At 39.9% G+C, this 21,602-nt stretch carries 20 protein-coding genes; 16 read left to right on the top strand and 4 right to left on the bottom strand.

All coding sequences use genetic code 11. From position 1 onward, the window contains the following. Positions 1-765: 765 nt before the first annotated feature. Positions 766-3,924, bottom strand: coding sequence for a ribonuclease E (rne, locus tag WNY98_RS15055; protein WP_342878286.1), 3,159 nt, complete (start codon positions 3,922-3,924; stop codon positions 766-768). Positions 3,925-4,696: 772 nt separating this feature from the next. On the opposite strand from rne, the gene rluC reads away from it, so the two are divergent. Continuing rightward, positions 4,697-5,656, top strand: coding sequence for a 23S rRNA pseudouridine(955/2504/2580) synthase RluC (gene rluC / locus WNY98_RS15050; protein WP_182194361.1), 960 nt, complete (start codon positions 4,697-4,699; stop codon positions 5,654-5,656). Beyond that, entirely contained in the window at positions 5,653-6,315 is a 663-nt protein-coding gene (locus WNY98_RS15045; protein WP_342878285.1) for an HAD-IA family hydrolase, read from the top strand. The genes rluC and WNY98_RS15045 overlap by 4 nt, the downstream gene beginning before the upstream one ends. A gap of 9 nt (positions 6,316-6,324) precedes the next feature. On the opposite strand, the gene WNY98_RS15040 is transcribed toward WNY98_RS15045, so the two are convergent. Then, positions 6,325-6,924 carry a Maf family protein gene (locus WNY98_RS15040; RefSeq protein ID WP_294118110.1) on the bottom strand — a complete coding sequence of 200 codons (600 nt, stop codon included), beginning with the start codon at positions 6,922-6,924 and terminating at the stop codon, positions 6,325-6,327. Between the two features lie 131 nt (positions 6,925-7,055). On the opposite strand from WNY98_RS15040, the gene yceD reads away from it, so the two are divergent. The 14 genes from yceD to WNY98_RS14970 all read left to right on the top strand — a co-directional run bounded on the left by yceD (position 7,056) and on the right by WNY98_RS14970 (position 18,993). Continuing rightward, positions 7,056-7,580, top strand: coding sequence for a 23S rRNA accumulation protein YceD (gene yceD, locus WNY98_RS15035; RefSeq protein ID WP_007375269.1), 525 nt, complete (start codon positions 7,056-7,058; stop codon positions 7,578-7,580). 9 nt (positions 7,581-7,589) lie between these two features. Further along, a complete protein-coding gene (gene rpmF / locus WNY98_RS15030) occupies positions 7,590-7,760 on the top strand; it encodes a 50S ribosomal protein L32 (protein WP_002962381.1) in 171 nt (56 codons plus the stop codon). A 12-nt stretch (positions 7,761-7,772) separates the two neighbouring features. Next, positions 7,773-8,813 (top strand): phosphate acyltransferase PlsX, encoded by a 1,041-nt coding sequence (plsX, locus tag WNY98_RS15025; protein ID WP_170071094.1) that lies wholly within the window; start codon positions 7,773-7,775, stop codon positions 8,811-8,813. Positions 8,814-8,865: 52 nt separating this feature from the next. Next, the gene (gene fabD, locus WNY98_RS15020) at positions 8,866-9,792 is read left to right on the top strand and encodes an ACP S-malonyltransferase (protein WP_342878284.1); all 927 of its coding nucleotides are present in this window, start codon (positions 8,866-8,868) and stop codon (positions 9,790-9,792) included. 11 nt (positions 9,793-9,803) lie between these two features. Further along, positions 9,804-10,550 carry a 3-oxoacyl-ACP reductase FabG gene (gene fabG / locus WNY98_RS15015; protein WP_076923841.1) on the top strand — a complete coding sequence of 249 codons (747 nt, stop codon included), beginning with the start codon at positions 9,804-9,806 and terminating at the stop codon, positions 10,548-10,550. Between the two features lie 250 nt (positions 10,551-10,800). Next, on the top strand, positions 10,801-11,037 hold the full coding sequence (gene acpP / locus WNY98_RS15010; protein ID WP_002962377.1) for an acyl carrier protein: 237 nt from the start codon (positions 10,801-10,803) through the stop codon (positions 11,035-11,037). A gap of 216 nt (positions 11,038-11,253) precedes the next feature. Then, on the top strand, positions 11,254-12,492 hold the full coding sequence (gene fabF / locus WNY98_RS15005; protein ID WP_076923842.1) for a beta-ketoacyl-ACP synthase II: 1,239 nt from the start codon (positions 11,254-11,256) through the stop codon (positions 12,490-12,492). 59 nt (positions 12,493-12,551) lie between these two features. Continuing rightward, complete coding sequence (gene pabC, locus WNY98_RS15000) at positions 12,552-13,367, top strand: aminodeoxychorismate lyase (protein WP_342878283.1); 816 nt, start codon at positions 12,552-12,554, stop codon at positions 13,365-13,367. Beyond that, positions 13,361-14,347, top strand: a complete 987-nt coding sequence (gene mltG, locus WNY98_RS14995) for an endolytic transglycosylase MltG (protein WP_342878282.1) — start codon at positions 13,361-13,363, stop codon at positions 14,345-14,347. Before pabC ends, mltG begins: the two co-directional genes overlap by 7 nt. A 6-nt stretch (positions 14,348-14,353) precedes the next feature. Then, positions 14,354-14,980, top strand: coding sequence for a dTMP kinase (gene tmk / locus WNY98_RS14990; RefSeq protein ID WP_007585737.1), 627 nt, complete (start codon positions 14,354-14,356; stop codon positions 14,978-14,980). Between the two features lies 1 nt (position 14,981). Then, the gene (locus WNY98_RS14985; protein WP_342878281.1) at positions 14,982-15,896 is read left to right on the top strand and encodes a DNA polymerase III subunit delta'; all 915 of its coding nucleotides are present in this window, start codon (positions 14,982-14,984) and stop codon (positions 15,894-15,896) included. Between the two features lie 11 nt (positions 15,897-15,907). Further along, positions 15,908-16,234 (top strand): PilZ domain-containing protein, encoded by a 327-nt coding sequence (locus WNY98_RS14980; RefSeq protein ID WP_002962367.1) that lies wholly within the window; start codon positions 15,908-15,910, stop codon positions 16,232-16,234. A gap of 115 nt (positions 16,235-16,349) precedes the next feature. Next, positions 16,350-17,129 (top strand): YchF/TatD family DNA exonuclease, encoded by a 780-nt coding sequence (locus tag WNY98_RS14975; protein ID WP_342878280.1) that lies wholly within the window; start codon positions 16,350-16,352, stop codon positions 17,127-17,129. Between the two features lie 4 nt (positions 17,130-17,133). Further along, entirely contained in the window at positions 17,134-18,993 is a 1,860-nt protein-coding gene (locus WNY98_RS14970; RefSeq protein ID WP_342878279.1) for an alkaline phosphatase D family protein, read from the top strand. Between the two features lie 672 nt (positions 18,994-19,665). Here WNY98_RS14970 and WNY98_RS14965 read toward each other — a convergent pair. Next, positions 19,666-20,982, bottom strand: coding sequence for an O-antigen ligase family protein (locus WNY98_RS14965; protein ID WP_342878278.1), 1,317 nt, complete (start codon positions 20,980-20,982; stop codon positions 19,666-19,668). 101 nt (positions 20,983-21,083) lie between these two features. Continuing rightward, positions 21,084-21,593 (bottom strand): hypothetical protein, encoded by a 510-nt coding sequence (locus WNY98_RS14960; RefSeq protein WP_342878277.1) that lies wholly within the window; start codon positions 21,591-21,593, stop codon positions 21,084-21,086. Positions 21,594-21,602 lie beyond the last annotated feature (9 nt).

The raw sequence follows: 21,602 nt of genomic DNA, 5'->3' as shown, positions 1-21,602 counted from the left end.
AAATCCAGAGAAAAAAGAAGCAATGCGGGCGGCATAAAATTTAATTTGATGCGACAACTAACTTGAAAAACTCCGTTATTTCACAAAGAGAAGTGAAAGAGGAGTAAATGAGAAAACACAAGCTAATCTTATTCACGGTTTTAAATTTCGGCTGAAGTCGTAAAGCTTGCTTACGCGAGAAGCAACGCTTCTTTTTATTTAATTTTTTTGCTAACAAAACCACTAAAAGATCTATTTCACAAAGAGAAGTGAAAGAGGAGTAAAAGAGAAAACACAAGCCATGCTTTATTGGCAGGCTTAGCCTTTTTACTACCTCTAAAAGCGCAGCGTCTCTTAACCTCTTTGTGAACAAATTACTTTTACGGGCTTTGCCCATCACGCTAACAAGTTGAGCGTCTACTCGTTAATCTTATTCACGGTGTTAAATTTCGGCTGTAGGTACAAGGCGTGAAGCTTGCTTACGCAAGAAGCACCGCATCTAGTTATTTAATATCTTTGCTAATAAACCCCTTAAAGATCTATTTCACAAAGAGAAGTGAAAGAGGAATAAATGAGAAAACACAAGGCATGGTTTATTAGCGGAGCTTTTTCAAGTTAGCCAGGTTTAGTTGTATTACTCCCTCTAAAAGCGCAGAGCCTCTGAACCTCTTTGTTCATAAATTACGTATTATGGGCGTGAAGCCATTTTTCTGATTATTCAACTCATTAAAACAAAAAAGCCCCGCTATTTATTAAATAGCGGGGCTTTTTAATAAGTGTTAGTTACTAATCAACACTCATTGTTTTAGTCATTGCAGAACTTGCACGACCAGCAGGTTTGATAGAACCCGCACGTAAACCACTGTCTGGCACTAGTTCACGTTTATCGTGAGCCATTGCTACAGATGTATGCTTTACTTCGCTATCAGCTACAGGAGTAGGCTGTGCCATTGGCGCACTTGCAGACCCTTGAGTTACCGATGTTTTAACATGCGGTGCTGATTTCTCTGCTTTTGCTGGAGCTTCAGTTACTACTGGAGTTTCAACTTTAGCTGGCTCTTCAGTTACTACTGGCGTTTCAACTTTAGTCGGCTCTTCAGTTACTACCGGAGTTTCAACCTTAGCTGGTGCTTCAGTTACTACTGGCGCTTCAACTTTAGCCGGCTCTTCATTTACTACTGGCGCTTCAACTTTAGCTGGCTCTTCAGTTGCTACTGGAGTTTCAACTTTAGCTGGCTCTTCAGTTGCTACTGGAGTTTCAACTTTAGCTGGCTCTTCAGTTACTACTGGCGTTTCAACTTTAGCAGGCTCTTCAGTTGCTACTGGAGTTTCAACTTTAGCAGGCTCTTCTACAGCTTCAACTTTTGCTAAGTCTTCAACCGCGACGGCTTGTTCAATTTGCTGCGCTGCATCCACAGGTGTTTCTTCAGATTTAGCTTTAAGCTCTGCTTCATATTCTGCAGCAGCTTGATCAGCAACTGGAACAAAAGCAGGGGCTTCGTCAGATTTAACTTCTGCTTCACTTTCAGGACGTCGACGACGTTGACCTGATGCACGAAGATGACGAGGAGAACGGCGTGAACGTGTACGTGTTTGCTCTTGCTCGTCTTCAGTAGTTGCTGTTTCATCGTTAGAATCAACAGTGTCAACTTTCTCTTCTTTAATGTGCGCTGTTTTTTCTGCCGGAGCTTGTGTTTGCTTTTCTGCAACAGGTGCTTGCTCTTGAACTTGTGGCGTGTCAGTCACTACCGCTTGTTCAGGTGTTTGCTCTGTTGAGTTAGCTTGCTCAGCGTTTTCATCTTGCAGACGTACTTTTTTACGTATGTTACGACGTTGACGGCGAACTTTAGGCTTTTGCTCTTTAGGCTCTGCAGCTTGAGCAGGCTTAGAATCAGTTTCTACTTCTACTGCTGCTTTTGCAGGAGCTTCAGTTTTAACTTGATCTTTTTCTTCGCTTTTATGCTCTGGGCGCTTACGAGAGTTAGGGTTACGACGACGCTTATTACGGTTCTCGTTTCTCTCTTGAGTCTCGGTGCTTGCTGTTGATGAGTCTGTTTTAACTTCCTCTTCAGCTGCAGGGCGCTCGTTGCGTGGTTTATTAGTGCGCGGGTTATTATTACGACGACGTTGATTGTTATTACGACGACGATTATCGTTACCACGACGAGCGTTATTACGCGCTTCTTGCTGCTCTTTTTCTACAGCTTCTTTTTTATCTTCTTCAGATTCACTTGCAAATAACGACTTAAACCAATTACCAATAGCAGCTAGTAAGCCACCTTCAGTTTTAGTTTGTACAACAGCCGCTGGTGCTGCTGCTTTAGCTGGAGCTGCTTGTGGAGCTGGAGTAGAAGGCATTACTACGCCTTTCAACATTGGCTCTTCACGTACTGGAGTACTTGGTGATTTTGACATCTCAAATACTTCAGGCTCTGGTGCAACAACTTGTCCGTAGCTTACTGTTTCAAGTGTTTCGTCTTTACGTAAACGCATAACTTCGTAATGTGGTGTTTCCATATGTTGATTTGGAATAATCACTACGTCACATTTGTGATGCTTTTCAATACGGTGAACACTACGACGTTGCTCATTTAACAAATAAGCGGCAACGGCAACAGGCACTTGTGCATTTACTTGTGCTGTGTTGTCTTTAATTGCTTCTTCTTCAATTAAACGAAGAATAGAAAGAGCAATTGATTCGTTTGAACGAATAGTACCTTGACCACTACAACGTGGGCATGGACCTTGGCTTGCTTCACCTAATGAAGGACGCAAACGCTGACGCGACATTTCAAGTAAACCAAAGCGTGAAATTTTACCAATTTGAACACGAGCACGATCTGGGCGAGCAGCATCTTTTAAACGATTTTCTACTTCACGCTGATGGCGTGGAGGCGTCATATCGATAAAGTCGATTACAATTAAACCGCCTAAGTCACGCAGACGTAATTGACGTGCAATCTCATCGGCCGCTTCTAAGTTAGTATTAAGTGCAGTCTCTTCAATATCGCCGCCTTTAGTTGCTTTAGACGAGTTGATATCGATAGATGTAAGTGCTTCAGTTGGGTCAATTACAATTGAACCACCAGAAGGAAGACGTACTTCACGCTGGAACGCAGATTCAATTTGGCTTTCAATTTGGTAATGCGTAAATAAAGGAGTGTCGCCTTGATAAAGCTTAACACGGCTCATAAAGTCAGGACGAAAACGTTCAATGTGCGCTTTAGCTTCTTCAAAAACACGTGGTTTATCAATTAAAATTTCGCCAATATCACGACGTAAATAATCGCGTATTGCGCGGAAAATTACGTTGCTTTCTTGGTGAATTAAAAACGGTGCTTTAGCACTGTCAGCTGCTTGTTTAATTGCATCCCAATGTACTAATAATGCTTTTAAATCGTAGTTAAGTTCTTCAAATGACTTACCAACACCCGCTGTACGAACAATTAAGCCCATACCTTTAGGAAGTTCTAAACGACCTAATGCTTCTTTAAGTTCAGTACGCTCATCACCTTCAATACGACGAGAAATACCGCCAGCACGAGGATTGTTAGGCATAAGAACTAAATAGCTACCAGCAACACTGATAAAAGTAGTTAACGCTGCGCCTTTTTGGCCACGTTCTTCTTTATCAACTTGTACTATAACTTCTTGACCTTCTTTTATTACGTCGCGGATGTTTGGGCGACCATGAAAAGTGTAACCTGCAGGGAAGTAAGTACGTGCAATTTCTTTTAAAGGAAGGAAACCATGACGGTCAGCACCGTAATCAACAAATGCTGCTTCAAGAGATGGTTCAATGCGAGTGATTTTGCCTTTATAAATATTGGCTTTTTTCTGTTCGTGACCTGGGCTTTCGATATCTAAATCATAAAGGCGCTGGCCATCAACCAGTGCTACGCGCATTTCTTCTTGCTGCGTTGCATTGATTAGCATACGTTTCATATTGTTACTCTACTTATTTATGTCGCTGACATGACGATGTTTTTCTCGCCTGTTCAGTTGTCCCTATTTTTAGAATGTGCAGCCTCACGACTGGGTCTTTAACGGAACGGCTCTGTTTCCCGTATGCAGTATTTTAAATGCTGGCAAACAATAGCGATTATTATCGCTATTAAATTCTTAATGGTGCTAAAACTGTCGGCTTTTCAGCTACGTTTACAAGTTTTACCCAGAAGTCGGCCTGTCATATTAATCTTACTAAATATCATTCATATTAGGCGCGTAGGGCTCATTAAGTTGGTGAGCAATACATACTGATGTATCGCTAATATCCGTTTTAAGAGCAAAAATCGCTGCCGATGTTAATGAACGCTTATTTATTAGATTTTTTTAGTTCTAAATAAGCTGCTATACGGTACTACAATAATTGAGCTAGTGCTGAACGACGTTTTTTACGTCGTCACTATCAGACAAATTATCTGTTCATTGCTTTCTCTAGCACGTTAAAAATCGCTTCATGTTCAAACTTAACCAGCAATATATTACGCGCATTGCCGTTAATTGATCGCACGTGTTAACTGAGGAGGCATAAAAGCTTTGGAAAACTTAACTCGGATCTGTATGATCGGCTACCCAGAATGTGCATCACGAATGTTTTAATGTGTTAAAAAGCACCGTTGTTATTTGCAAATACTAAATATTTGCGCTGCTGATTATCCCACTATTATTACAGTGTTAGCAACTAAATTATTTTACTTAAATTAGTGATTAGGCAATGTCAGAAAAAAACGACTTACAAGTAACTTATGTCACGATCAACGAAGACCATTTAGGTCAGCGTATTGATAACTTTCTTATTACCCATTTAAAAGGGGTGCCTAAAAGCGCTATTTATAAACTTTTGCGCAAAGGTGAGGTACGCGTTAATAAGAAGCGTATTAAGCCTGTATATAAACTACAGCTTGACGATGTACTGCGTATTGCACCTATCAGAGTTGCTGAGCGTGAAGAGTTTGTACCATCAAAGTTAGACAAAGTAACTCGCCTAGAAAACGATATTTTATTTGAAGATAAATACCTTATCGTCATAAATAAACCTTCAGGTATGGCTGTTCATGGTGGCAGTGGTTTAAGTTATGGTTTAATTGAAGCACTACGCGCACTTCGCCCAGAAGAGCGCAGCCTTGAGCTAGTTCATAGGCTTGACCGTGATACATCGGGTTGTTTACTTATAGCGAAGCGCCGTTCGGTGTTAACGGCATTGCATGAACAACTTCGTGAAAAAACAATGGAAAAAAATTACTGGGCACTTGTAGAAGGGCAGTGGGACTCTAAAACTAAAAACGTAACTGAAGGGCTACGTAAAAATACACTTAAGTCGGGCGAGCGTGTAGTACGTGTAGATAACACTGAGGGAAAACCTTCACATACTCGTTTTAAAGTACTTGAACGTTTTAACGATTGCTCATTGGTCCAAGCATCGCCTGTTACAGGGCGCACGCACCAAATTCGTGTACATACGCAATGTAAAGGTCACCCAATAGCATGCGATGATAAATACGGCGATCAGGGTTTTGATGAATCTATGCGTAAAGTTGGTTTAAACCGATTATTTTTACACGCACACGATTTAACTTTTTATCATCCTAAAAACGAAACAACGATGCGAGTAGAAGCACCGCTAGATAAAACGCTTAAAAATACACTACTAAAACTACGGGATGCGAAACTGTGATAAAAGTAGCCCCAATTAAAAAATATAAGCTCGTCATTTTTGATTGGGACGGCACTGTTATGGATTCAGTGACTAAAATAGTTAACTGTATTCGTAGTAGCGCCGAGTCACTTAATATAGTGCCACCTAGTGACGAAGCCATTAAAAACATTATTGGTATGTCGCTTGAAAAAGCAATTGACGTTTTATTTCCTGATAATGTAGCGCAGCACCAAACGTTAATTTCAGGTTATAAATATCAATACAGTGTGGATACTACTCCCACGCCTGTATTTGCTGATGTTGTCAGCGTTTTAAATGCCTTAAAAGAGCAGGGCATTGTTTTAGCGGTTGCAACAGGCAAAGGTAGAGGTGGGTTAGAGCGTTTACTTGATGAAAGCCAACTTAGACATTTTTTTAGTGCAACGCGTACAAGCGACGAAGCGCAATCAAAGCCTTCCCCAGATATGTTGTATCAATTGCTTGAAGAACTTGGCATAAGCGCTCAAGACGCTGTAATGATTGGTGACACTCAAATAGACATGACCATGGCAAAAGCTGCTGGCATGGATAGAATTGGTGTAACAATGGGTGTACATAACGCACAGCAGCTAAATAAGCTTAGTCCTGTTGCAACGGTAGATAACTATCTGCAGCTGCAACAGGTTTTGCTTGGCTAATTTACTTAACTAAAACTTGTTTTTAGCAGTAAGCACATCAATACCAAACTCAGCCAGTAATTGGCTGAGTTTAATTAATGGTAATCCAATTAAGCTATTAGGGTCGTCTCCGCTTAGTTTTTCAAATAAACAGATACCTAACCCTTCACTTTTAAAGCTGCCAGCACAGTTATAAGGCTGCTCAGCATCGCAATAAGCACTAATTTGTACATCACTGAGGATTTTAAAAGTAACATCAAAGGGTTCAACACACGTTTTTTTAGTGCCAGTTACAATATCGTAAACACAAAGCCCAGTTAAAAATGTTACAGTATTACCGCTAAATAAATTTAGTTGTTTTACGGCATTTTGTTTATTATGTGGTTTACCTAAAATTTGATTATTAAACACAGCGACTTGGTCTGATCCAATAGCTAACCCTTTGTTAAAGTGTTTATTAGCCGCTGAGGCTTTTAATTCACTTAAACGCTTAACCAGTTCGGTAGGTGTTTCGCATTCAAGTGCTGATTCGTCAACGTCTGGTGAAAACGTATCAAATGGTAAATTAAATTTTTGTAATAAAGACTGCCTAAAAGGCGAGCTTGACGCTAAAATGAGTGGATGCTTCACGGACTGTTTTCCTACGATAATTCAGATTGAGTTAGGATAAATCAGATCCGAGAGTAAAACACGTTAAAAACCAAGTAAAAATGGTTTTTTACTTTGACTAACAAACTAACTATCTATATGATGCAGCCCCTATGCAAAAGGTGAAAATTCCCATCACTCTTCATCCAGGCAAAGCAGCGCAGCACCGTTTAAAGTATGACGGAATTGTACCGCTTGAAAAACTTACTCGTTTAGAGAAAGTTGTGCAGGAAGAAGTAGGTGAAATAGCGGTAAAAATACATTGCAAAAACGATGATCAAGGTTTCGCTGTGATTAGAGGCAATTTGTCCACACACGTTACTGTCATTTGTCAACGTTGTAATGGTGATTTAGGGTTGGATTTGGTTCAAGACTTTGCATACTCACCAGTAGGTGAAGATACAGAGTTAGATATTTTTCCAGAAGACTACGATGAAGTAGCGCTTGATGAAAATGGTGAAGTTAACGTTTTTGATTTAATTGAAGACGAGCTAATTTTAGCAATTCCATTAGTGGCTACCCACAACGAAGCTTCATGCAGTTATTCAGCAAAGCCTGCCAGCTTTGGTGTATTAAAGGCGGAAGATGATAAACCTAATCCATTTGATATTTTGAAACAACTTAAGAAAGATTCTTAGGAGAAGACTATGGCTGTACAAAAAAGCAAAAAGTCTCGTGCAAGACGCGGCATGCGCCGTTCACACGATGCGATCAGTGGTCCAACTTTAACTGTAGATCAAACATCTGGTGAGACTCATCGTCGTCACCATGTGACTGCAGATGGTTACTACAAAGGCGTTCAAGTAATTTCTAAATAAGAGATTACTTATATGCTGAAAGATCTAACCATAGCGTTAGATATGATGGGGGGCGATTACGGCCCCCGTTCATCTATTCCTGCTGCCGTTTGTGCGGTAAATGCTCATGCCAATTTAACTCTCATTTTATGTGGCAATGAACACGTTATATCTAAAGAACTCGAATCTCTCGATTCTCTACCTCATCCTAGACTCATAATTCGTCATTGTAGTGAAATAGTCACTAATGCCTGTGAACCTGCAATTGCTGTGCGTTCAAAAAAAGACTCATCTATGCGTGTTGCCCTAGATTTAGTTAAATCGGGCGAGGCTCAAGCATGTGTTAGTTCAGGTAATACCGGCGCTCTATTTTTTATGGCTCACTATGTATTAAAAATGCTGCCAGGTGTTAAACGTGCCGCACTCATTTCATCTGTTCCTACAGAGCTTAAAAACCCAGTATATTTACTCGACTTAGGTGCTAATGTGCATTGTGATGCGCAAATGCTCTATCAGTTTGGCATTATGGGCTCTATTGTTGCCGGACAAGCACTTGGTTTGGACAATCCTCGCGTTAGTTTATTAAACATTGGTGCTGAGGACATTAAAGGCCACGACGACATTAAACAAGCTGCACAACTAATGCAGCAAAGCCCACATATAAATTATATTGGTTACAGCGAAGGTAGTGATATTTTTTCGGGTAAAGCTGATGTTATTGTATGCGAAGGATTTGTTGGCAACGTGGCACTTAAAACATGCGAAGGCATTGCCAAGCTTATTATGAATAAGTTTACAACCGCACTCGAAAAGCACCTTTTATATAAATGTATGGCGTTTATGTTGCGTCCAATAATAAAAAAACTCTATAAAAGGGTGAACCCCGACCAGTATAACGGTGCTTCTCTGGTAGGATTGCGCGGTATTGTCGTTAAAAGCCATGGAAATGCGTCAGCTAAAGCATTTCAAGCAGCTATTGATGAAGCGGTAAAAGAGGTTGAACGTCAACTTCCTGATAAAATAGCCGCTATTTTCGAAAACACACATTCTAAAGACACGGCGGTTAATCAATAATTGATGTGCCGTGTATTTCATTATTTATTTGTTTAATTAAAAAGAGCAAAGTATGGCACAAAAAATTGCACTTCTATTCCCAGGTCAAGGCTCGCAAAGCGTTGGTATGTTACAAGAACTACTAGAGAGTTCTGACATTGTTAAAGCAACATTTGCAGAAGCGTCAAATGCACTGGGTTACGACTTAGCAGAGCTAGTTCTTAATGGCCCAGAAGAAAAATTAAATCAAACCCAACGCACACAACCTGCATTACTAACTGCAAGTGTTGCTATTTACCGTGATTGGTTAGCAGCTAACCCAGATGCCGACGTTGTTATGGCGGGTCACAGCCTAGGTGAATACTCAGCGCTAGTATGTAGCGACGTATTAAGCTTGAGCGAAGCCGTAAAGCTTGTTGAAAACCGTGGTTTATACATGCAAGAAGCCGTGCCAGCAGGCGTAGGTTCAATGGCCGCTATTATTGGCCTAGGCGATGAAGAAATTAAAGCGGCTTGTGCTGCCTCAGCGCAAGGTGAGGTTGTATCGCCAGTTAACTACAACTCTCCTGGTCAAGTTGTTATTGCAGGGCATAAAGCGGCAGTAGATAGAGCATCGCAAGCATGTAAAGATGCCGGTGCTAAACGTGCATTACCACTTTCGGTTAGCGTACCTTCACATTGTGAGTTAATGAAGCCAGCAGCTGAAAAGCTTGCAGCAGATTTAGCCGCTTTAACATTTAATACACCTAAATGTGATGTAATTAATAATGTTGATGTAAAAGCTGAAACGTCAGCTGATGCAATTAAAGATGCATTAGTGCGCCAGCTTTACAGCCCAGTTCGCTGGACAGAAACAGTACAAGCCCTGGTTGCGCAAGATGTAACACAAAGCTACGAATTTGGTCCTGGTAAAGTATTAACAGGACTTGCTAAACGAATTGATAAAGCAATGATCTGTGGCTCAGTAAACGACGCCGCTTCAATTGATGCAGCTAAATAAGAGTATATAAAATGTCTAATTTATTTTCATTAGAGGGCAAAGTTGTCCTAATTACTGGCGCCAGCCGTGGTATTGGTAAAGCAATTGCAACAACATTAGTTGCACAAGGTGCAAAAGTTGCAGGTACTGCGACAAGTGAGTCAGGCGCAGCTAAAATCAGTGAGTACCTAGGTGACAGTGGTAAAGGTTATGCATTAAACGTAACCGACCCTGCATCTATTGAAGCAACACTTGCTGCAATAAAAGCTGATTTAGGCGATATTGACGTACTTGTAAATAACGCAGGTATTACACGTGATAACTTATTAATGCGTATGAAAGAGACTGAGTGGGACGATATTATCGACACTAATTTAAGCTCAGTTTTTCGTTTATCTAAAGCGGTACTTCGTCCAATGATGAAGAAAAAGAAAGGCCGTATTATTAACATTGGCTCAGTAGTGGGTACTATGGGTAATGCAGGTCAGGCTAATTATGCAGCGGCTAAAGCGGGTGTAATTGGTTTTTCTAAGTCACTAGCGCGCGAAGTTGCATCACGTGGTATTACCGTTAACGTAATTGCACCTGGTTTTATTCAAACAGACATGACTGATAATTTAACTGACGAGCAAAAAGCAGCAACACTTGCAAATGTTCCAGCAGGGCGTTTAGGTCAACCTGACGAAATTGCGGCTGCAGTATGTTATTTAGCATCTGACGCGGCTGCGTATGTATCAGGCGAAACTTTGCATGTAAATGGCGCGATGTACATGGTTTAATAACCATAGTACCTAAATTACTGCTTGATAAAGTTAAGTAAGTTACCTCAAAAACATTGAATTATTTGTGAACTTGCTTTAAACATACTTGAAATCGCTGCGAAAATAAGCGATAAAAGACAAAACACACACTCAGAGGTTTGACCAGACAATTATTTATGGTCAAATCATTGAATCAGAGAATTATGCCGCGTAAACTACGCGGCAATCTGAAAATAACGCATCGGCGTTTTTAATAAAGGAAAGAAGAATGAGCGATATCCAAGAACGCGTAAAGAAAATTATCATTGAACAACTAGGTGTTAAAGAAGAAGAAGTTAAAAATGAATCTTCTTTCGTAGATGACCTAGGTGCAGATTCTCTTGATACTGTTGAACTAGTAATGGCTCTTGAAGAAGAGTTTGATACTGAGATCCCAGATGAAGAAGCTGAGAAGATCACTACAGTACAAACTGCTATCGATTACGTTACAGCACACGCTGAGTAATTAATCGCACGTTAAAGGCAGCATCCGCTGCCTTTAATTTTTTATATCCAAACCACCTCAAAGTTCATGATTCAAAACTTAAATCTCGATGCTCAATTTTAGCTAAAAATTAATTTTGATTGTGTTATGCGTTTTTAATCTATTTTGGGACTAGCACTTTGAGGTAGCTTGGGTATGATCACCCCCTTGTAAAATATCCCTTATTGGAGGCAAACCGTGGCTAAACGTCGAGTCGTCGTAACTGGCTTAGGAATGTTGACGCCGCTAGGTAATGATGTTCAATCAACCTGGCAAGGCTTATTAGATGGTAAAAGTGGCATTCAAACAATAACGCACTTTGATACATCAAAATTTGGTACTAAATTCGCGGGTTTAATAAATGACTTTGATGCAACTGCATACATGTCAGCGAAAGATACTAAAAAAATGGACTTGTTTATTCAGTACGGCATTGCAGCGGGTGTTCAAGCCTTTAAAGATTCAGGCCTTGAAATCACCGAGCAAAACGCAGCACGCATTGGTGTAGCTGTAGGTTCAGGTATTGGTGGGCTTACGTTAATTGAAGAAAACCACATTAAGCTATTAAATAGTGGTCCGCGCAAGTTATCGCCATTTTATGTGCCGTCTACCATTATTAATATGATCTCAGGTCATTTATCAATGATGCATGGACTGCGTGGTCCAAATATTTCAATTGTAACTGCCTGTACTACTGGTTTGCATAATATTGGCCATGCAGCGCGTATGATTGCCTACGGCGATGCAGATGCAATGGTTGCCGGCGGTGCAGAAAAAGCCTGTACACCAATTGGTATGGGTGGCTTTAATGCTGCACGTGCACTTTCAACACGTAACGACGATCCACAAGCGGCTTCTCGCCCTTGGGATAAAGACCGCGATGGCTTTGTGCTTTCTGACGGTGCTGGTGTTGTTGTAGTTGAAGAGTACGAACATGCTAAAGCACGTGGAGCTAAAATTTATGCTGAGCTTGTAGGCTTTGGTATGAGCGGCGATGCGTATCACATGACATCACCACCAGAAGATGGTGCGGGCGCTGCACTTGCAATGCAAAACGCACTAAATGATGCGCAAGTAAACGCTGAGCAAATTGGTTACATTAACGCACACGGTACATCTACAAATGCAGGCGATAAAGCAGAAACTGCCGCTGTTAAGTCTATATTTGGTAATTCAGCCAAAGATGTAATGGTAGGCTCGTCTAAATCGATGATGGGTCACTTGTTAGGTGCTGCTGGCTCGGTTGAATCGATTATTTCGATTTTATCGCTGACAGATCAAAAAGTGTCGCCAACTATCAACCTTGATAACCCAGACGAAGGGTGTGACTTAGATTATATTGCGCACACTGCACGTGATGCAAAGTTAGACTTTGCACTGTGTAACTCGTTCGGTTTTGGTGGTACTAATGGCTCGTTGCTATTTAAAAAGGTATAATCTTTTTTAACAACGAATCAAATTATAAGAGCTCAGTTGTTTAACTGGGCTTTTTTTATATGCCAAATAAAATGCAAACAATAATAGCAGTAGATCAAAACAGTACTTTAAGCACGCGTGACAGGGGCTTAAATTACGGTGACGGCTTTTTTACAACGGCTAAAGTTGTTGATGGGCAAGTACAGTACTGGGCTCATCATAAAGCACGTTTGATTGAATGCGCACAGCGTTTGGGGTTTCCTGAGCTAGACTTTAATAGCCTTGAAAATCAAATTGCTTTGCATATAAAAACTGCACCACTAAACGTGCTTAAAATACTTGTAACGCGAGGCGAAGGCGGCCGTGGTTATGGGTTGCCAAGTGAGTGCAATGTTACTATTTTATTGAGTGTATTAGATTACCCTAGTAATTACGAAGCGCTTGCTAAAAAGGGTGTAACTCTCGAAATAAGCCCGATTAAATTAGCGGCGCAGCCATATTTAGCGGGTCTTAAAACATTAAACCGACTTGAACAAGTGCTAGTTAAAAAAGCGATGCAAACGCAAGTCTGCGACGATGTGTTAGTGCTTGATTACAATAACAATGTAATTGAAGCTTCAGCAGCTAATATTTTTGCGATTAAAAATAAGTGTGTGTTTACGCCATTGCTTGATGAGTGCGGAATAAAGGGCGTTTATCTACAATCGTTATGTGATAAATTGCCTGTTGAATTTAAACGCGTAAAAGTAGAAGATTTAACCCAAGCAGACGCCGTATTTGTGTGTAATAGCTTAATGGGAGCAGTGCCTGTTAAACGTATTGAGCAACAAGTATTTAATACAGATGACAGCCACGCATTACTAACTAAATTATTAGCCAAGGAGGCTGAGTGTTAAAAGTTATTTTATCGGTACTTTTTTTAGCTGTTGTAACCACTGCTATTGGTTACCAGCAATTACAAGCAACAATAAATAGCCCGCTAAAGGTAGCTAAAAACACACAATTTGAAGTTAAGCATGGCACTGGCTTTAATAAATTATGTCAGCAATGGCAAGCTAATAACTGGGTAGAGAGTTGCTGGCGTTATCAGGTCATTGCCAAATTAGATCCCACACTTACCGACTTAAAAGCGGGGCTTTACGAGCTAACAGCCGATAGCGTTATTAATAATGTAAAAAAAATTAACCAAGGTCAGCAAATCAATTTTAGTTTTACTATTATTGAAGGGCAAAACTTACGTGAAGTACTAAGTGCTATTAAAAAGGCCAATAATTTACAAAACGATCTAAAAAGTGATGAACTAAGTACACAAATACTGGGTAATAATAAGCACTTAGAGGGCTGGTTATTTCCCGACACTTACCATTATCATAATAACGATACCGCAAGCAGTGTATTAAAACGTGCCGCGCAAAAAATGGAGCAAACGTTAGACGATGCTTGGCAGCAGCGCGCTGTTAATCTGCCCTACAAAACAGCATACAAAGCACTTATAATGGCTTCAATCATTGAAAAAGAAACAGGCCTTGCCAGCGAACGTCCGTTAATTGCATCAGCGTTTGTTAATAGATTAAACACTAATATGCGCCTACAAACCGATCCTACCGTAATATACGGACTAGGCGCCGATTTTGATGGCGATATTAAATACAAAGATTTACGCGATTATACGCCTTACAATACGTATCGTATTAATGGCTTACCGCCAACACCGATTGCTATGCCATCTAAAGCCGCTATTTTAGCTGCAGTTAATCCGCCGCAAAGTGAATACGTTTACTTTGTATCAAAAGGCGATGGCAGCCACCAATTTTCAACCACGTTAAAGCAGCATAACGCGGCAGTTAAAACGTATATATTAAATACAAAGAATTAAGTTTTTATGAAATCAAAATTTATAGTAATAGAAGGGCTAGAAGGCGCAGGTAAATCAACCGCTATTTCGTTATGCCAAGACTTTTTAAACAAACAAAAAATAGACTTCATTAATGTCCGCGAACCTGGCGGCACGCCACTGGCTGAATCGCTTCGTACGCTTGTAAAAGCAGAGCACGAAGAAGAAATTGCCTTTGAAACCGAGTTGCTTATTATGTACGCAGCTCGCTCGCAGCTAATGCACAATGTTATTACCCCAGCGCTTGATAAAGGCCAATGGGTACTTGCCGATCGTCATGACTTATCGTCCCAGGCGTATCAAGGTGGCGGGCGTGGTATTAGCTCAAATACATTAGCTTCACTTTCGTCAATGGTATTAAAGGGCTTAAAGCCTGATTTAACTATTTACCTTGATATTGACCCAGTGATAGGCCTTGAACGTGCAAAAGGGCGTGGTGAGCTAGACCGTATTGAGCAAGAAGCCATTGAATTTTTTCAACGTACACGTATGCGTTATGTTGAACTAGCTAATGACGACAACACCATTAAAACGGTCGATGCAAACCAAAGTATTGATAAAGTACATCGCGATATAACCAATGTACTGCATTCATTTTTTGAAGGCCTAAAATAATATGCCATTGCCTTGGCTACATGATACTCAAGCACGTTTAGCGCAAAGTTATCGTGCAGAGCGTTTTCATCATGCGCAATTATTTTGTGGGCCTGTTGGCGTAGGTAAATTTGAGTTAAGTGATGAGCTTGGCAATGCTTTATTGTGCCAAAATATAGCTAAGCAAGTAGCTGCGAAAAACAGTATGCTAACACCTTGCGGACAGTGTAAAAGCTGCTTACTTACTCTTGCGGGTACTCATCCCGACAAGCGCTTAACGCAAGTTGATGGACAAAGTATTGGTGTAGACGATATACGTGGTATTAGTGATTTTATGAATCACTCAGCAGCGCAAAATGGCAATAAAGTAGCAATAATCGAAAATTGCGAAAAAATGACCACAGCAGCAGCTAACGCATTATTAAAAACACTTGAAGAGCCAACTAATAGCCGCTTTTTAATATTAACCACAAGCCAACCAGAACAGCTTCCTGCAACTATTTTAAGTCGATGTGCTAAAAGTGATGTAAAAATAACTAATACAGCACTTGCCCAGCAATGGCTAGAGGCATTAGATATTCCTAACTTTAGTTGGTTAGCACTTTTTTATAACCAACCGCTGCAAGTAAAGCATTGGCAACAGCAAGACCAGCTAAAAAATATTGATACACTTTATAAGTTTGCAACTGAGTTTAAACAAAGCCATAATTTCAAAGCGTTAGTCGATATAATAAATAAACAGCCTGAGCTTGTTCGTATATTTACTTTGTTTTTAAGCGTGCAACTAAAGCAGCAATTACTGCAAGGTATGAGTTTTAACGCTTATCAAAGTGCGCAAAATGCATTAGGCGAGTTTTTACAAAATAACACACAAGTACTTGGCCTTAATTTACCGCTTGCTGTATCACGATTAGCATACACATTGCGAAATTCTTAAAAGGATTAATCATGCAAGAATTACTAGTAGACATAGACGATTTAGACGAGTTATACCGTTGTTATATGCCTTACTTAAAAAAAGGTGGCTTATTTGTACGTACTAATATGCGTTACGAAGCAGGGCATTCATTAGCACTTAGAGTTACCTTGCCCGATGCCTTAGAAGATGATGTAGTAACAGGTAAAGTGTCGTGGATCACGCCACAAGGGGCACAAAGCTCTAACCCTCCAGGTATTGGTATTAGCTTTTTAGACGATAAAACAAACCTAAACGCTAAAATCGAAAAGCTACTTGGGACTATGTTAAACTCAGGCGATCAAACATATACCATGTAGTTATAGGGTCGGTTTTTCATTGAGATTAACACCGCCCTATATTGGGTTCTTTTAATTGCTAACATAATAAATTAAACGAACAAATTTAAACCCTGAACATAATACAGGCCTTATAGTGATTGTAGATTCTCATTGCCATTTAGATCGTCTTGATTTTGATAAATTAGACTTAAACCTTGACCAAGTTCTTGATAAAGCGCGTGCAAAGCAAATAGAGCATTTTTTATGTGTAAGCGTAACGCTTGATCAGTTTCCAAGCATGCTTGATAAAATTAAGCATTACGACGATGTATCAGCCTCATGCGGTGTACATCCACTTGATCAAAAAGACGCCCTTAATAAACAGCAACTAATCGACTTAGCCTCACACGAAAAAGTTGTAGCCATTGGCGAAACGGGTCTTGATTACTACTATTCAAAAGATATTCACGCAGTGCAGCAAGCCAGCTTTGTTGGGCATATTGAAGTGGCTAACGAATTACAAAAGCCGTTAATTATTCATACTCGTGATGCCCGCGCCGACACGATTAACTTAATGCGTGAGCACAAAGCCGAAAACTGCGGTGGCGTACTGCATTGCTTTACTGAAGACTGGGATATGGCAAAAAAAGCCATAGACATGGGCTTTTATATTTCTATATCGGGTATTGTTACCTTTAAAAATGCTATTGAATTAAAAGAAGTAGTAAAACAAATACCGCTAGATAGATTATTAATAGAAACCGACTCGCCTTATTTAGCGCCGGTACCGCATCGTGGGCAAACAAATCAGCCAGCGTACGTAGAAGATGTTGCTTATTACATTAGCGAACTTAAAGGCATTAGCTTTAATGAACTTGCTAAAGCGACTACCGAGAACTTTTATTCTTTATTTAAATTAGCAGCTAAAGGCTAAATACATGATTACTCACACGGCAAACCTTCCTATTTTACTAATGGGGCCAATGGTGCGCCGTGCAGAGCAAACTGGAGTCTGCATTCAGTTTGCTACCTCCAAGCCTGCAAACTGCCAAATAACACTTATAAATTACGAATGTTATAGCGATCAACACACTGTTTCTTTAGGAGAACATTTGTACCTGCATTTCGTGATTATAAAGCCAGTAGATAATAAACTTCCTGTAGATAGCTTATTAAGCTATGAACTCATAATTGACGATACAGCAATCGATTTATCGCCGTGGTGCTATAGCAATCAAACAACGCCTGCATTTGTAATTCCCAATAAACTCAGTGATATTTTGCATGGCTCGTGCCGTAATGCACATCATCCAGCAAAAGACAGCTTAGTGTCTGCAAGCCATTGGCAAAATACTCAGCGTGGTAATAATAATCAAGGCGCGCAATTGCTATTACTCAGTGGTGATCAGGTTTATGCCGACGACGTAGCTGGCCCCATGTTATTAGCTGTTCATCAGTTAATTAAAGCCTTAGGTATTTATAAAGAGCAACCACTTGCTATTGAGCTACCCGACGATATAAATGAGCAACTTTATAATCGCCATGTGTTCCTACCAAAAACGCCGTGGCAAAAACGCTCAAAGTTAGGTGTAGGTTATTGGCTAAAAAAAGACGAACCTCACTTTTCAAGTGTAAAAGCGTATAACCACCTTATCCACTTTGAAGAATATATAGCACTTTATTTATTAAATTTTAGTGCTGCTGCTTGGCAATGCGTCGATATACAAAACACAACGTATTTAGGTCAAAGCGAGCAAAACAAAACTATTTTTAACGCTGAAAAAACAGCATTGATTGATTATGCAAAAGGCTTGAGTGAAGTAGAGCGGTTGTTTGCCAATGTATCTACATTAATGATGTTTGACGATCACGATGTAACCGATGATTGGAACCTCACCGCTGGGTGGGAGCAAGCTATAAATGAAAACCCAAGTAGTAAACGAATCATTAATAACGGTTTAATTAGTTATTGGCTATTCCAAGGAATGGGGAACGATGCACTAAATAAAACAGGCGAGTTGCTAACACCTTTTAAGCAAAGCCGTACTGCTAATAATTTATGGCAGTTTAAAGTATTTGATAAACCACTAAATGATTTTAGTTTTTGGCATTACGAACTGACTACAATACCCAAAGTAGTGGTGCTAGATACACGTACGCACCGCTGGCGAAATGAGCAAAACTTTAACGAACCTTCAGGGCTACTTGATTGGGAGCGCCTCACAGAGCTTGAGGAAAGCCTATTAAGCCACGACCAAGTTATTATTGTATCGCCAGCCCCCGTGTTTGGTGTTAAATCAATAGAAGCCATTCAAGCCATGTTTAATATATGTGGCCAACCTCTCATGGTAGACGTAGAAAACTGGATGGCACACGAAGGTTCAGCCAAAAAGCTACTCGATACTTTTAGACGAACCGACACCCCAAACGAAACCCTGATTTTATCGGGAGACGTGCATTACTCATTTTGCTTTTCGGTGCAGAAGCGTTTTGGCGATCATCCCAATCGAATTTGGCAACTTACCGCCAGTGGTATTAAAAACGAATTTCCGCGTAAGTTAATAAACATACTCGATAAGCTCGACTCAATTTTATACGGCCCAAAAAGTCCCTTAAACTTTTTTACCAAACGTTGGCATATGGAAGTAGATAAACACCAAACCATAGGTGAAGGGCAAAAATACTTAGTGAGCGACTCAGCTATTAGTTTAATAACACTAGAGCAAGGAAATTTAGCCCGCTACCAACTTATACATGGCGATGGTCATTTAACTGAGTTTGATTTAGAAGAACAGTAATTCTTAATCAATAATTAAATAAATTAAAGGCCTATTTGCACAAAGAGAAGCGAAAGAGGAGTAAATGAGAAAAAATACAGCTAATCAGGATATAGTTTCGTTTTTACTTTTCCTCTAAATCATACCCTCTTAGTGAATAAATTACTAATTACGGAGTAAGGTTGTTAAGAAAGCAGCGCTTAATTTATTCAAAATCAGCTAAAAACCTATTTGCACAAAGAGAAGCTAAAGAGGAGTAAATGAGAAGGCATAATACTAATAAAAAACGCGTTTGGTGTTTATTTCCTTCTTTAAAAGTGCAGCGCCTCATAACCTCTTAGTGAATAAATCACTTATAACGGGTACGCTTGTTACGAAAGCCACGCTTAAATTATTTAATCCATTCACCAATAAATCAATTAAAGATCTATTTGCACAAAGAGAAGTTAAAGAGGGGTAAATGAGAAGGCATAATACCAATAAAAACCGCGTTTAGTGTTTATTTTCTTCTCTAAAAGCGAAGCGCCTCTTAACCTCTTAGTGCATAAATTACTTATTACAGGCTTTACTTGTCACGCCAACAAGCGGAGTTTTTCAAGTTAACCGTGAATTGTTGGCGTAGACGCTGAGCTTGCTCGCGTGAGAAGCGCAGCTTCTAATCACTCTATATTAGGTAATTGCTTGGCTTTGTATTTAGCTATGCTCTTTTCGACTTCGTTTAGACGCGGGTAATTTACTACTTAATATCACCAAACATAAAATAGTCATAAACAACATTGAGTTTGCACCCGCTTGCAAAGAGTAATCTACCAACGAATGCAGCAGCATATCTATAATTGCAATGGCACAACCAAAAGCAACGCCCTGAAACAACGCTGTTTTACGTTTTCGCATAGTCGCTATACATAACCATAAACAATAAAGTATAAGTGAGCCCAGTGCGGCTGTAGTAGGTATACCCAGCTCTACTGCAAACTGTACGTAATCGTTATGGGCGTTATCATAGTAACCCGAATAAGGCTCAGACTGATACGCCGGAAACGCAGTATAAAATGTACCACCACCAGAGCCCAACAAAGGCTTATCTAAAATAAGGGGTATTGAATCACGCACAACTTCGTCACGGGTTTCTGATGAAATACTGGTTTCGCTAATACGCTGTTTAACTTTTTCTACATCAAATATAGCACCAATGATAATCAAATCGATTATAAAAAAACTTATTATAAGTAGTTTAAACGCTTTAGGTTTTTGCTTGTAAATAAAAAACGCGAGTAAGCTAACAACCATTAATGCAATAAAAAACGCCGAGTTACCCATACGGCTACGGGTTAAAATAAGCGCCACAATAATAATAATTAACGAAATACGTAAAATTATTTTTGAGCTCAAAAGTATTTCAGTCCACGCCCGAAGTGTTTGTTTTAATGTTTGTTTATAATCGCTAGTTGAGCGTTTTAGCTCGCTAACTAAAACACCAATACCTAAACACAAACATAAAGCTAAAAAGTTAGCTAAAAAGTTAGAGTAGGTAAATGTACCAATAGCACGTTCGGTATGTTTATAGCCGAATAGCGGGCTAATTATATCAGGCGACAAATTTAAATAAGTAGCGTATAAAGCCTGAAAAACGCCAGCACTTATAATTGCATATATTAAATTTTTAATACGCTTTTCGCTATTGCAATAAATAAATACAAGCCAACAAAACAAAATCATAAAGCTAGTTTTAATTAGCATTTGTTTAGTCTGAAACGGGTCTACGCTTACGGTAAACATTTGTACTGCGCATACGCCCGCAACTATACCGAGTACAGTAAATAAGGGCCAAGAATATAAAGGTGGGTATAAAGGGTGCTCGTTATTAATACTGCTGAAAACTAAATGGATGAAAAAGGTAGCACTAATTAATATCCCCATTGCTAAAATTGCCCAAGGGCGGTAACTACCTAGTGGTAAGGGCAGCAAAAATAAAATTGCGCAGAGTAAAAAAAATATAAAACGATTCACAGGATTCTCTAAACTAAGAGCCTAAAAAGAAGGGCTAAAAAAATAAGCCATATAAAGTAAAACGCAGCCAAAAGGCTGCGTTTTTATTATTTTATTAACGGTTAGTTACCGACTTCAGATATACCTGCATCGCCACCTGTGCCGCCTGCACCTTGCGGTACAGCAGTTGTTGGTAAAGTAACAATTACCGGAGCAGCAGGAGCTGGTGTGCCACCTGGGCCAGCTGCTGTTGCTTCAGAGGCAACAGTGGCATCAACGCCAGCGGTAATAGCAGCAAGTGTAACGGTATCGCTGTCAACGCCAGCGGCTACAAGTGCAGCTAAAAAATCAGCAATAAGTGGGCTATCAGCACCAATAGCGTCTACAACTACAGTCATCATAGAGTCAACTTGGGCTGCAGTACAATTCGTACATACGCCGTTAATAGCCGCTACTAAGTCTGCTTTAAGCTGATCTGGAGCTGTTTCTGCGGTTGCGCTATTTAAAACGTTTACTAAATTAGTCATGCCTTCAGTTTGTACTACTGCATCAGTATCCGTTTGTGCATAACTTGGTAAAACTGTAATTGCAGTTGCACCCGCGATTAAGCTGGCTAATATAAATGATTTCATCTCTTGTCC

This window comes from Pseudoalteromonas sp. AS71, assembly GCF_038900275.1.
In the GTDB taxonomy this organism is placed as follows: Bacteria; Pseudomonadota; Gammaproteobacteria; order Enterobacterales; family Alteromonadaceae; genus Pseudoalteromonas.
Note: the sequence above shows the minus strand (reverse complement) of the source record. Positions and strands in the feature narration are given on the sequence as shown.